The sequence below is a fragment of the Sphingomonas sp. ABOLE genome (assembly GCF_003950455.1).
Taxonomy (GTDB): domain Bacteria; phylum Pseudomonadota; class Alphaproteobacteria; order Sphingomonadales; family Sphingomonadaceae; genus Sphingomonas; species Sphingomonas trueperi.
This window is the reverse complement of record NZ_QQWY01000054.1, coordinates 14,778-27,019: the sequence shown is the minus strand read 5'-3', so window position 1 is coordinate 27,019 and position 12,242 is coordinate 14,778. Positions and strand designations below refer to the sequence as shown.

Sequence of the window (12,242 nt, the reverse complement as noted above, 5' to 3'; positions counted from 1 at the left end):
CATATCGATCGTTGGTCAATCGGATTGCCGCCCTCCCATATCGGCGCCCGTAGGGCGGCACCACATAAAAGGGGCAGGAAAGCCTGCGAATAGCATCTGCTGGCATCGTACCGGATTTGTTCGCCCTTAGCGTGCAGATACGTCACTTTCGTGTAGTCACCCCAGGAAACTCATAGGCGCTCCAAGCTGGCGCTCCACACATAGTCAGGCAGCCGTATTCACAGTCTAGATCGAACTTAAATTGTCGTGGGATCACACACCGAAGCGTCGTGGGATCACACACCCTACTATCGTGGGATCACACACCGAATCACGTGGGATCACACACCGGGGGTTCCCGGAAGGCCGCAGGAAACGTGGGTTTTTTGGCCCATTTTCCAGCCTTAACCTTCTTAACGATTCCTATTTAACAGAATCTCTTAACCCACCAGCACTCCGCACCCGGATAGCTCGAAGACATTGCGGAATTGACCCTACGGGCCAATGCGCCTTTGTTTCGTGCCGGCTATCGCCGTCACAAGGGCGGCCTATCGGCCGCAGGCTTCCAGGAGAAGCAAAGCGGATCGGGCGGTGTGTGCCTGTCAGCGTTAGGCCCGGCGGACAGGGCAGGTCAGGCGATATCCCAAAGCTCACCGTTGCACCTTGCCGGTGTGTACGATCACGCCGGATCGAACAGGCGGGCGAACTCGCGCTGATCGTAATAGCGGATTTTCTTCGCCCAGAGCGGGCGTTCGCCCTGCCGCAGCAGCAGAAGGGTGTCGGCGGGCATCCGCATGATTTCGTCCGGTGTCACCAGCCTGCGCGCGGCGACGTGGCCGCTGACGCTGGTGGAATGGTCCGGGCTGTCGAACCAGCTCGTTTTCTGTGACGTGCTGGCGGTCTCATATTCGATCGTGGTGTCGCCGATCGTGCGCGAGAGCATGTCGGCCGTCGCATGATCGTTGACCCCGAATGTCTGGACCACGCCGGCATTGGACAGGAAGGTGCCGGCGCGTTCGCCATAGAGCGCGCGGAGCTGGTGCATGTCCTGAAGGATCGGCCAGAGCTGGAGGCCATAACCCGCCATCAGCCCCATCGCACGTTCCACCGGCTCCAGTCGGCCGAGGGCTGCGAACTCATCGAGCAGGAACAGCACCGGGCTTGCCGGGCGGGCAGGGGATCGCGCCATGTCGGTGACGGCCTGCCCGACCAGCAGCCGCAGCCAGCGCGCATAGGTGTCGAGCCGATCGGGCGGGAGGCACAGGAACACGGTACCCGGCCGCTCCTTCAGGTCCGCGAACCGGAAGTCGGATGCCGAGGTGCTGTCCACCAGGCGCGGGCTGTCCATGAAGTGGGTGTGGCGCTGCGCCGAGGAGAGCACGCCCGCAGCCTCCCGGTTCGACTTGCCGAGCTGGCGATTGGCGGCGCGCGCGATGAGGCCGCCGGCGCTGGTGCTGGCCTGCATGTCGGCGAGCAGCGTGGCGAAGCCGGCGGGATCGCGGGTGAGCTTGTCGCGCACGGTCGCCAGCGTGACGCGGGCAGGGGGCTCGTGGACGACGGTGTGCAGGATCACGCCGGCGATCAGCGCCTTGGCTTCCTCGTTCCAGTGTGCCTCGCCCGATTGCCCCGGTGCGTCATGGACCAGCGCATCGGCGATCGTCTGTGCATCCTCCGCCAAGTCGAGGCTGGTCGGATCAAGCCACGCCAGAGGGTTGTAGCGGGCCGTGGGGCGCCCCGAGACGCCGAAGGGGTCCAGGCACCACACATCGCCCTTGGCGGCCCTCGCACGGGCTGTGACGCGGGCATTCTCGCCCTTGGGGTCGATGCAGACCACCGAGCGGTCCAGCGTGAGCAGGTTGGGGATGATCGTGCCGACGCCTTTCCCTGAGCGGGTAGGGGCCATCGTCAGCAGATGGGCGGGTCCGTCGTAGCGCAGCAGCTTGCCGCCTTCGATGGAGCGGCCGATCAGAAGATCCCCGTTTCCCTCAAGCCGGCGCACGTCTCCCCGATCGCCGAAGCGGGCCGAGCCGAGCAGCGAGCTGCGCCGGTTCGCGGCGCGGCGATTGACGCGCCAGGCCAGGAACAGGATCGCGCCGGCCAGCAGGAACGGAATGTCGGTGGCAATCTCGCCATAACCGAAGATGCCCTTGAGCCAGCTATGGCTGGCGAACAGCACGACCGCGGCGACGAGCACCGCGAACAGCGGGCTGATCCGCCGGCCGGGCATCAGCCGGCCCGTTCCAGCGGCGTGATCGCCAGCCCCGGATCGGCGTTGGGATGATCGTAGAGCTTGAGGATGATTTGCGTGGCGAGGGGAGGGGGCACGGCCTCGTCGCGAAGCATGTCGAACAGCGCCTCATCCTCCGCGTTCAGGTCCATGCCCTCGATGGCGAGATTGGCGCGGGAGTCCGCGTCATCCTCGCGCCACATCGCGGCTTCCGCAGGCGTGCCGCGTACATAGTCGAGCGCGCGAACTTCCGTCCGGAGAGCGTCAAGGTCGAGCGTCGTCATGCCACCGTCTCCTTGCCTTCCGCTTCCGCGTCAAAGGCCCGCTTGCCGCGTCGCTTCCAGAGCGCCACCATATCGCTGGCATCATCGCCGCGAGCGCGTCCGACCAGTTCGAGCAGCGCACCGTAAATGGTCGCGCGATCGTCATCAGCAAGATCGACCAGACCGGCCTTTTGGACGAGGCCGCCCAGCTCGATCAGGTGGCGGGTGCGTTCGCGCCGTTGCACGACCCAGCCCCGCGTATCAGTCCGACGCCGTGTCGCTTCCAGACGCTGGATCAGCGCCTGGTTGCGTGCCAGCGCTGTCACGGTTGCCGCCAGCAGTTCGCCCACCTTTGCGCCCGCGCCGCTGAAAGAAAGCCGCGCCCTTCGATCGCCACGCCTCCTTCGCTTCCGCGTTCTGTGAGGCGACGGCATCGAGTAGCACGCCGGCGAGTGTTTCCATGTCGAGTGAATCGGCACCCGTGGCGGTGACGAGCTGGCCGAGTTGTTCGACCCGGCGCGCCTTCAGACTACGCGCCTTGTCCTCCAGCGCTTTCAGCTCCGCGTTATAGTCCCGCACCTTGCGCATGGTGCTTCCTTTCTCCGCGTTTTTGACCGCAGCAGCCTAGCAAACCTATAGGGGAGGGCAACCCACATCAACAGCCAGCACCGAGTCAATCAGGAGATGCGAAGCAGATCATGAGTGCGCGCTTATACGTCGTTGCCGACGTGCGCTAAGAAGTGCATCATGCCGGTCGCGATGGCGATCTATCATTTCAGCGCCAAGGTCATCAGCCGTGCGAACGGCTCCAGCGCCGTTGCGTCCGCTGCCTATCGCTCCGCATCCGAGCTGCACGATGCGCGGCTTGGACGCAGCCACGACTTCTCCAACAAGGCGGGCGTCATCCACTCCGAAGTGCTGCTGCCGAAGGACGCACCGGAGCGCCTGTTGGATCGGACGACGCTGTGGAACGAGGTGGAGGCAGGAGAGAAGCGCAAGGACGCGCAACTGGCGCGTGAGGTAGAGTTTTCGATCCCGCGCGAGATGAACGAGAAGCAGGGCGTGCAGCTCGCTCGTGACTTCGTGGAGAAGGAGTTCGTGAAGCGCGGGATGGTCGCCGACCTCAACGTGCATTGGGACAAGGCCAAGGATGGCAGCCCGAAGCCGCACGCGCATGTCATGCTGGCGATGCGCGAAGTTGGGCAGGAGGGGTTCGGCAAGAAGGTCCGGGACTGGAACTCGACCGAGCTGTTGAAGGGCTGGCGCGAAGCGTGGGCGGCGCATGTCAACGAGCGCATGGCGGAGCTGGGGCTGGAGGGGCGGATCGACCACCGTTCCTATGAAGACCAGGGCATTGCGCTGGAGCCGCAGCACAAGATCGGCCCGGCAGGAATGCGCCGGCTCGACCGCGGCGAGGACGCCGAGCGTGCCGAGGATCACCGGCGCATCGCGCGGGAGAATGGCGAGAAGATCGCGGCCGACCCGCGCATCGCGCTCGACGGCATCACACGGCAACAGGCGACCTTCACCACCCGCGATCTTGCTGCGTTCGCCTTCCGTCATTCGGATGGCAAGGAGCAGTTCGACCAGGTGATGGCGGCGGTGCGGGCCAGTCCCGAGCTGGTGGCATTGGGCAAAGACGGGCGCGACCAGGAGCGGTTCACGTCCCGCGAGATGATTGCGACCGAGGCGCGTCTGGAGAAAGCCGGCGACGAGCTGGCGCGGCGCGACGCGCATGGTGTGTCCGACCGGCACCGTGCCGGCGCTCTGGAGGCTGCGGAAGGACGCGGGCTGGTCCTGTCGGGCGAGCAGCGCGATGCCTTCGACCATATCACCGAGGGCCGCGGGCTGGCGTCGGTCATCGGCTATGCCGGCACGGGCAAGTCGGCGATGCTGGGCGTTGCGCGCGAGGCTTGGGAGCGCGAGGGCTATCAGGTGCGCGGCGCCGCCCTGTCCGGGATCGCGGCCGAGAATCTGGAGGGCGGATCAGGTATCCGGTCCCGCACCATCGCCAGCCTTGAACATGGTTGGGCACAGGGCCGCGACCAGCTCACGCGCAACGACGTGCTGGTGCTGGACGAGGCGGGCATGATCGGCACCCGCCAGATGGAGCGGGTGCTGTCCCGTGCCCGCGACGCGGGCGCCAAGGTGGTGCTGGTGGGCGATCCCGAGCAGTTGCAGGCGATCGAAGCCGGCGCGGCGTTCCGGTCGATCGCCGAAGCGCACGGCGCGGCCGAAATCACCGAGGTTCGCCGACAGCGTGAAGGCTGGCAGAAGGACGCGACGCGGGCACTGGCGACCGGCCGCACGGGCGAGGCGATCCACGCCTATGGCGACTGCGGCATGGTCCACGCGGCCGATACGCGCGAGCAGGCCCGCGCCGAGCTGGTGGAAGGCTGGGATCGCCAGCGCCAGGCTGATCCCGACCAGACGCGCATCATCCTCACCCACACCAATGCCGAGGTGCGCGAGCTGAACCAGGAGGCGCGCGGACGGGTGCGCGCGTCGGGCGGGCTGGGCGAGGACGTTGGCGTCACCGTCGATCGGGGCGCGCGCGACTTCGCGGCCGGCGACCGCATCATGTTCCTGCGCAACGAGCGCTCGCTTGGCGTGAAGAACGGCACGCTGGGCACGTTGGAGCGGATCGATGGCGGGCACATGGCGGTACGGCTCGACGGGGGTGGGCACGCTGCGTTCGACCTCAAGGACTACGCCGCGGTCGATCACGGCTATGCCGCTACCTTCCACAAGTCGCAGGGCGTGACTGTCGATCGCGCGCACCTCCTCGCGACGCCGGGCATGGACCGGCACAGCGCCTATGTCGGCATGTCGCGGCACCGTGACGGGGTGCAGCTCCACTATGGCCGTGACGACTTCGCCGACTTGGCGAAGCTTGCCCGCACGCTGTCACGCGACCGCGCCAAGGACATGGCCGGCGACTATGCCGTGCCGTCCGATGAGGACAGGGCGCGCAGCTTCGCCGAGCGGCGGGAGATACGCTGGCCCGAGCGGGCGCGGGAAATCGTCCATCAGGTCCGCGACAAGGCCAAGGATATGTTCGCGGGTTTTCGGCCCAAGCCTGCCGCCACGCCGGAGAAGGCACCTACCCCGGATCGCACCGAGGCGGCGATCGGCGGCAAGCCGGACCAGGCCAGGGCAATTGAACGCTATGCGCGGGCGTCTGCCGATATAGGCCGGATGCGCGCGCAGGATCTGCCGGTGCTGCCGCATCAGGAGAGCGCGTTGCGCCGCGCCGGCGAGGCGCTGGATCAGGTGCGGCCTGATGGCGCGCGCGATCTCGCTTCCGCGTTCCGTCGCGATCCCGGGCTGATCGGGCAGGCGGCCGGGGGCAACACAGGCGGTGCGGTGCGCGCGATGGCCGAGGAGCGCCGGGTGCGGCTCGACCCCGGCGCGCGCGCTGACCGGTTCGTGGAGAGCTGGCGTGGGCTGGCGCGCGAGCGGGCAGGCGGCGACCAGGCGCGGGTGGAAAAGGCTACCACGCGCATGGGTGTGATGGCCGAGGGGCTACGCCGCGACCCCGAGCTGGCGAAGGCGCTGGAGCGCCGTGCGCCCGAGCTGGAGCTAAAACTGGAGCGCGGCCGAAGCATCGAGAGATCGCTGGAGCAGTCGATCGGGATCGGCCGCGAGCGCGACAGGGGCATGAGCCGATAAGGGGAAGACGTGATGGCGGATGAGGAAGGGCCGAGTGAAGCCGCGCAGGCGTTCCAGGAGCTGCGCGCCGAGGTGACGCTGATGCGCCGTGCCGTCGAGCGTCTGACGGCCGAGCGCATGGAGGTGCCCGAGCCGCCCGACTATTCCGAGACGCTGGGCGTCATCGCTAACAATATCACCGCCACCGCGCAGCGCGTCGATATGCTGGTCAAAAGCCCTATGCTGGCGATGACGCCCGAACAGTTGGCGGGACGGATCACCGCAGCGGCGAGCACGGCGCGCCAGGAAGACCGGCAGACGATCGCCACGGCGCGCACCGGCCTGGAGGACGTGACCCGCCAGCTTCACGGCTACGTCGTATCAGCGCGCCGGGGCGACGAGCAGAACCGCTGGCTGATGTGGAGCGCGATCGGCGGTGTGGTGGTCGGGATGATGTTGTGGGCGGTGTTCGCCGGCATCGTTGCCCGCGCCGTGCCCGCGAGCTGGCAATGGCCGGAGAAGATGGCGGCGCGCTCGCTCGACCTGCCGATGTGGGAAGGCGGCCAGCACCTCATGCGCGCCAGCGCGCCGGACGCTTTCGCCAACATCGCGGCAGGCGATCGGATCGTCACCGCTAACCGGCAGGCGCTGGAGGCGTGCCGGAAGCGCGCGGATAAGGCGCGAGAGGCGGTGCGCTGCACGATCAAGATCGAGCCCGAGGCGAGGCGTTAGGGTGGCGGACACTCTCACCCCGGCAGGCCGCTCCGAGCGCATGAGCCGCATTCGGGGCAAGAACAGCAAGCCCGAGATGCTGGTGCGCCGCATCGTGCATGGCATGGGCTACCGCTATCGGCTTCACGACAAGCGTCTACCCGGTAGCCCCGACCTTGTGTTTCGCGGCCGGAAGAAAGTCATCTTTGTCCACGGATGTTTCTGGCATCGTCATCCCGATCCGAATTGCAAACTGGCGCGAATGCCAAAATCCCGGCAGGATTTCTGGGGACCGAAGCTGGAGGGCAACCGCGATCGAGACGAGCGCAATCGTGCGATGCTGGACCGAAAGGGCTGGCGGGAGCTGGTTGTTTGGGAATGCGAATGCGGGCAAACGGAACACTTGAAGAACAAAATACGTGGATTTCTCGATGACGACCAAGGAAACGCCCATGCGGGCCATTGAGCTATTCGCCGGCGCCGGCGGGCTGGGCATGGGGATCAGCAAGGCGGGATTCCGTCCCATGCAGGTGGTCGAATGGGATCGCTGGTGCTGCGATACGATTCGAGAGAACCGCAAGGTAAAGGCGGGTGGTATTAGCCATTGGCCGTTGCCGACCGAGGGTGACATTCGAGCCGTCGATTTTCGACAGCACGAAGGCAAGATCGACCTTGTGACGGGTGGACCACCTTGCCAGCCATTCTCCCTTGGCGGGAAGCATCGAGCACATGCCGACGCGCGCGACATGTGGCCGGAAGCTGTCCGGGTTGTGCGCGAGACGCGCCCGCGCGCGTTCGTGTTTGAGAACGTGAAGGGGCTGACCAGGGCGAGCTTCGCCACCTACCTTGCTCATATCGTCCACCAGCTCACCTATCCCGAACTCACGTTGCGGCCGGGCGAGACGTGGATGGAGCACATGGCGCGCCTAGAGCGTCACCACACCGCCAAGGGCGGTTCGGACGAGCTGCGTTACAACGTCGTGTATCGGGTGCTCAACGCAGCCAATCACGGGGTGCCACAACGGCGTGAGCGTGTCGTGTTCGTCGGCTTCCGCGCGGACCTTGGCATTGAATGGTCCTTCCCGGAGGCAACCCACTCGCTCGAAGCGTTGCTATGGGAGCAGGTACGAACGGGTGACTATTGGGAGCGGCACGAGATCGCCAAGCGCGACCGGGTGCTTGATCCACGCTTCCGCGCCCGCGGCATGGCGCTGTTGGAGAAGCCGGCGGACAAGCCGTGGCTGACCGTGCGGGACGCGATTGGAGACCTTCCTGATCCGGAGCTTCAGCCGGAACTCGCGGCTGCCTGCCTCAACCATCGATTCCAAGGTGGCGCCCGCAGCTATGTGGGCCACACTGGCAGTCCGCTTGATGAACCAGCCAAGACGCTCAAGGCGGGCGTCCACGGTGTCCCGGGGGGCGAGAACATGCTGCGTCGCGCCGATGGAAGCGTGCGCTATTTCAGCGTCCGAGAGAGCGCCCGGCTACAGACCTTCCCTGACAAGTACCGCTTTCATGGCTCATGGACCGAGTCCATGCGCCAGCTCGGCAACGCCGTCCCGGTGAAGCTCGCGCAGGCCGTTGGAGAGAACGTGGCGAGGCATTTGACCGCCGCATGAGCCGTAAACCCACACCCGCGCCGTCGCCGATCGCCGAACTGCGCGCGAATCTCGACCAGCTCATCGAACAGACGACCTCGACCACCCTGTCGGCGCCGCGGCGACGGACGCTTGAGAAGGAAATCCGGGGTGTCATCGAGGAGCTAGGCTCTTTTCTGAACACGCTGGACCCGATCCGGCAGCCTTCGGCGGTGTTTGATCCCAGCAATCCCAAGGTGGTGGGGCGGTTCGTCTCGCTCGCGCTGGTCGCGCAGCAGCGTCACCCGTTGGCCGAGATACCGCGCTTCTATGGCTCCGGCATCTACGCCATCTACTACAACGGCCCATTTCCGCTGTATGCGCCCATCAGCGGAAGCGAGACGCCAATCTACGTCGGCCAGGCCGCGCCCGCGATCAACAATGCCCGTACCCCGCTGGAGCAGGGGCCGCGGCTTTGTGGGCGTCTTTCAGACCACCGTAAGAACATCGGTACGGCCATCACCACGCTCGACCTTGCCGACTTTCAGTTCCGATCGCTGGTCGTTCAGAGCGGCTGGGAAACGGCGGCCGAGGATTACATGATCCATCTGTTCCGGCCGATTTGGAACAGCGAGACGAGCATACTCTATGGCTTGGGCAAGCATGGAGATGACGCGACCACCCGAGCCAATAAGCGCTCGCCGTGGGACACGCTCCATCCCGGCCGGAAATGGGCGGAAAAGTCCAAGGAAGATGCCAAATCGCCGGCAACGATCGAGACGGAGCTAAGCCGGCATTTTGAGGAGCACCCGGTATTTCCGGACCTTGAGCATGTGCTGACCAGCTTTTTGGACGAACTGCGTCAGGTGTAATCAACAGAACCCAATTGGGGGAGATCGAAGGGGCGATCACAACAATGAGCGAAGCACAGGCACTCGCGAACATCGTCACTTGGTCGGAGGATAGTCCTGGCTGGCAGCGTGACGCGCTTCGTCGGTTAGCTACAGGACATAGCCTCGCCGACCATGATGTCGATGAGTTGGTTGCCATCTGCAAGGGCCAGGTAGCGGCCGACCCCGTGTCTGCTGACAACTTCCGTGATCCCGCCCGCATTCAAGGCCAAGTCAATCTCCGCCGCGTCCATGGCGTGAACCACGTTAATGCGCTGGCGCCCGATCAGCGGTTGGCCTTTCAGCCGCATGCCCCGGACACGGCCAAGCCGAACTCAAGGCCTGTTCGGCCCCCGCGACCATGTGGACACTCTGAAAATAGCTGTCCCGTTCCGCCCAGCGCAGATAGGCCGCACGCAAGGCCGCACGATCATCGCGCGGCGCGCCGCACTCGGCCTTTCGCGCGACGATCATCATGTCCAGCACGCCTTGGAGATATGCTCCACACCTCTGCTCCGCGGCGCGGCAGCTCGCGAGAAGCGCGGCACCTTGCATGTCCGACTGTTTGGTTTGCGCCAGCGCCGGAGCATGAGGAGCGACCGCCCCCATCAGCGCCAAGATCATGGTTGCACGTTTCACCGTTTTCGTCCTTTCCGAACCCGGCTGGGCCGGGTGAAGGGGCGCGTCCGAGCTTAAGGTGCTGACACGCCTCAATCGCATTTTCATTCCTCGCTACCGAGCACCTGGCCTTCGGGCGTCACGAACAGCTCGACTGTCTTGCCAGCGCTGTTCCAGTTGCCCATCGGGCCGTGGTCGGGGTCGGGCGGCGATGACGGCCCGAAAAGCCGATCGCCTGATCGTCAGCTTCGTTGCAGGTTCATTTTGTCAAGGGCAGCGCGCAGGCCGCGGGCGAGCTTGGCTGCATCCTGGTTCGCCCAAAAGTGCATGAAGAACAGGCGCGGCTCGTCGTTCAGCATGTGATTGTGCAGTGCCGTAACTTCGATCCCGCTGGCGCGCAGCGCGCGCATGACCGGATCGACCTCGCTCGCTACCAGCACGAAATCGCCGGTGATCGCGGCCTTGCCGCCCCCGGTCGGCTGGAAGTTGATCGCGGTCGCGGTTCCCATCGTGGGCGGCGTGACCATACCGGCATCCATCAACCTTTCCGCGCGCGGGAAGCTGTATTGGAGGACGCCGCCATTCGGCTTGCCCTTGGCCCCCATCACGCCGTCAAGTGCGGCCGTGTTGAGATCGACGGGCGGCGAGCTGCCGGCCCCGGCTGAGGGCGGTTGCGAGTCCCTGGACGGCGCGGCGAGCGGGGTGCGGCTTTCCGCCAGCGCGGCGCGCAACGCGGTCGCGAGCTTCACCGGGTCGCCATGCCCGGCGATGTGCAGGTACATGGTGGCGGGCGCGGAGCGCAGCAGGTGATTGTGGAGCGCGGTGATCGTGAAGCCGCCGGCCAAGAGGCGGCTTATCACCGGGTTCACCTCCTCGTGCGTCAGCACCAGGTCGCCCATCACCATAGTGTCGTCACCCATCGGCTGGAACGCCGCCCAGGAGCCGAGCGCCAGTGCTGGCTTGATCGCCACGCCGTCGAGAGTGACGTGCAGGTCGGAGCGCGGGAAGCCGTAGCGATGGACACCGCCCGCCTGTTCGGTGCCCGGTCGGCCGAGCGCAGCATCGACCTTGTTCCAGTCGGGCGCGGCCCAGGCCGGGGCGGCGAGCGCGGCGAGAACGCCGGCCAGAAGGGGTTTCATCATCCAATCTCTCCTATCATCAGCGCCGGCACGGATAGGCTTCGCGCAACGCGACGGTCTCCCCGCGCTGCGCGTGCGCCGCGGTAGGAGCGATCCCGCCCGAGACGAGCAGCGCCAGCATGGTCCCGGTCAGACGTGACATCGCCCTCTCCTCGCGCGTTCGCCAACCCAAGTATGTCTATGGTTGCATGAACGATGATGCAACCGTTACACTCCAAAATCCGGATGATACAGTTATGACGAACGCCGAACCCAGCCCTTGGTTGCTGTTGATCCCGCAGCTTCCCGCCAAGCCCGCCTATTTGCGGGTGAAGGTGTGGCGGCGTTTGCAGGCGATCGGGGCCGCGCCGCTCAAGAACGCGGTCCACGCGCTCCCCAACCGCGCCGACACTCGCGCGCTGTTCGAGGATTTGCACCGCGAGATTGCCGACAATGGCGGCGAGGCGCTGATCCTAGAGGCGCGGCTGGTAGGTGGCATCGGTGACCCCGAGCTTCGCGGAACTTTCGACGCGGCGCGCGATGCCGATTACGAGGAGCTGGCGCGCGAGGCGCGGACCTTGGCGGAAGGCGAGTATGTTCCCCCCGGCGAGGTTCGCCGGTTGCGCCGCCGGCTGGACGAGATCGCCGCGATCGACTTCTTCGGCGCGCACGGGCGGCAAACGGCCGAGGCGGCGCTTGCCCCGGCGGAAGCCCGGGCGGGCCAGCACCCCGACGTGACCGGGCCGGGCGCGCCCGAGCTGGCCCAGGCCGAGCTTCGCGGGCGCACTTGGGTCACGCGCGTCCACATCCACGTCGACCGCATCGCGTCAGCGTGGTTGATCCGGCGCTTCATCGACCCGGACGCGACCTTCAAGTTCGTGGAGGGCAAGGGTTACGCCCCCGAGCCCGGCGAGCTGCGCTTCGACATGGCGGACGCCGAGTTCACGCACGAAGGCGACCGCTGCACCTTCGAGACGCTGGTGTTCCGCCGAGGGCTCGACGGCGACCCGGCGCTCGTCGCGCTGTCGGAGATCATCCACGACCTCGACATCGCCGACGACAAGTTCGGCCGGCCGGAGACGGCCGGCGTCAGCGCGCTGATCGAGGGGATATGCGCCGCCACGCCCGACGACCCCGACCGGCTCGCGCGAGGCGCGGGCGCGCTCGACGGCTTCTACGCCCACTTCACCAGGCGACGAGGAGAATGA

General features: G+C 66.2%; 13 protein-coding genes. 6 read left to right on the top strand and 7 right to left on the bottom strand.

What is annotated here, in order from left to right; genetic code table 11:
* Positions 1 to 658: 658 nt before the first annotated feature.
* From CA234_RS21945 to traD, 4 genes are read right to left on the bottom strand one after another with little or no spacing between them, the layout of a single operon-like run.
* A complete protein-coding gene (locus CA234_RS21945) occupies positions 659 to 2,206 on the bottom strand; it encodes a type IV secretory system conjugative DNA transfer family protein (RefSeq protein WP_241213636.1) in 1,548 nt (515 codons plus the stop codon).
* Positions 2,206 to 2,490, bottom strand: a complete 285-nt coding sequence (locus tag CA234_RS21940) for a hypothetical protein (RefSeq protein ID WP_018251386.1) — start codon at positions 2,488 to 2,490, stop codon at positions 2,206 to 2,208. The genes CA234_RS21945 and CA234_RS21940 overlap by 1 nt, the downstream gene beginning before the upstream one ends.
* The gene (locus tag CA234_RS21935; protein ID WP_026189172.1) at positions 2,487 to 2,714 is read right to left on the bottom strand and encodes a conjugal transfer protein TraD; all 228 of its coding nucleotides are present in this window, start codon (positions 2,712 to 2,714) and stop codon (positions 2,487 to 2,489) included. Before CA234_RS21935 ends, CA234_RS21940 begins: the two co-directional genes overlap by 4 nt.
* Positions 2,715 to 2,730: 16 nt before the next feature.
* On the bottom strand, positions 2,731 to 3,057 hold the full coding sequence (gene traD / locus CA234_RS21930) for a conjugal transfer protein TraD (protein ID WP_081614895.1): 327 nt from the start codon (positions 3,055 to 3,057) through the stop codon (positions 2,731 to 2,733).
* A gap of 171 nt (positions 3,058 to 3,228) precedes the next feature.
* On the opposite strand from traD, the gene traA reads away from it, so the two are divergent.
* The 5 genes from traA to CA234_RS21905 are packed head-to-tail and all read left to right on the top strand — an operon-like array spanning position 3,229 to position 9,280.
* Positions 3,229 to 6,141 (top strand): Ti-type conjugative transfer relaxase TraA, encoded by a 2,913-nt coding sequence (traA, locus tag CA234_RS21925; protein WP_026189171.1) that lies wholly within the window; start codon positions 3,229 to 3,231, stop codon positions 6,139 to 6,141.
* A gap of 12 nt (positions 6,142 to 6,153) precedes the next feature.
* The gene (locus CA234_RS21920; protein ID WP_018251383.1) at positions 6,154 to 6,852 is read left to right on the top strand and encodes a DUF6118 family protein; all 699 of its coding nucleotides are present in this window, start codon (positions 6,154 to 6,156) and stop codon (positions 6,850 to 6,852) included.
* A gap of 1 nt (position 6,853) precedes the next feature.
* Positions 6,854 to 7,297 carry a DNA mismatch endonuclease Vsr gene (gene vsr / locus CA234_RS21915; protein ID WP_020493517.1) on the top strand — a complete coding sequence of 148 codons (444 nt, stop codon included), beginning with the start codon at positions 6,854 to 6,856 and terminating at the stop codon, positions 7,295 to 7,297.
* Positions 7,263 to 8,450, top strand: a complete 1,188-nt coding sequence (locus tag CA234_RS21910; RefSeq protein ID WP_229668350.1) for a DNA cytosine methyltransferase — start codon at positions 7,263 to 7,265, stop codon at positions 8,448 to 8,450. The genes vsr and CA234_RS21910 overlap by 35 nt, the downstream gene beginning before the upstream one ends.
* Positions 8,447 to 9,280: an Eco29kI family restriction endonuclease gene (locus CA234_RS21905; protein WP_018251380.1), complete on the top strand. Its 834-nt coding sequence runs from the start codon at positions 8,447 to 8,449 to the stop codon at positions 9,278 to 9,280. The genes CA234_RS21910 and CA234_RS21905 overlap by 4 nt, the downstream gene beginning before the upstream one ends.
* A 285-nt stretch (positions 9,281 to 9,565) precedes the next feature.
* On the opposite strand, the gene CA234_RS24700 is transcribed toward CA234_RS21905, so the two are convergent.
* The 3 genes from CA234_RS24700 to CA234_RS25295 form a co-directional block, all read right to left on the bottom strand.
* Positions 9,566 to 9,937 carry a Rap1a/Tai family immunity protein gene (locus tag CA234_RS24700; protein ID WP_126002749.1) on the bottom strand — a complete coding sequence of 124 codons (372 nt, stop codon included), beginning with the start codon at positions 9,935 to 9,937 and terminating at the stop codon, positions 9,566 to 9,568.
* Between the two features lie 221 nt (positions 9,938 to 10,158).
* Positions 10,159 to 11,058 (bottom strand): DUF1259 domain-containing protein, encoded by a 900-nt coding sequence (locus tag CA234_RS21895; protein ID WP_018251370.1) that lies wholly within the window; start codon positions 11,056 to 11,058, stop codon positions 10,159 to 10,161.
* A 16-nt stretch (positions 11,059 to 11,074) separates the two neighbouring features.
* Positions 11,075 to 11,197: a hypothetical protein gene (locus tag CA234_RS25295; RefSeq protein WP_267903937.1), complete on the bottom strand. Its 123-nt coding sequence runs from the start codon at positions 11,195 to 11,197 to the stop codon at positions 11,075 to 11,077.
* A 94-nt stretch (positions 11,198 to 11,291) separates the two neighbouring features.
* Between CA234_RS25295 and CA234_RS21890 the strand changes: the two genes are divergently transcribed.
* Entirely contained in the window at positions 11,292 to 12,242 is a 951-nt protein-coding gene (locus CA234_RS21890; RefSeq protein WP_018251372.1) for a chromate resistance protein ChrB domain-containing protein, read from the top strand.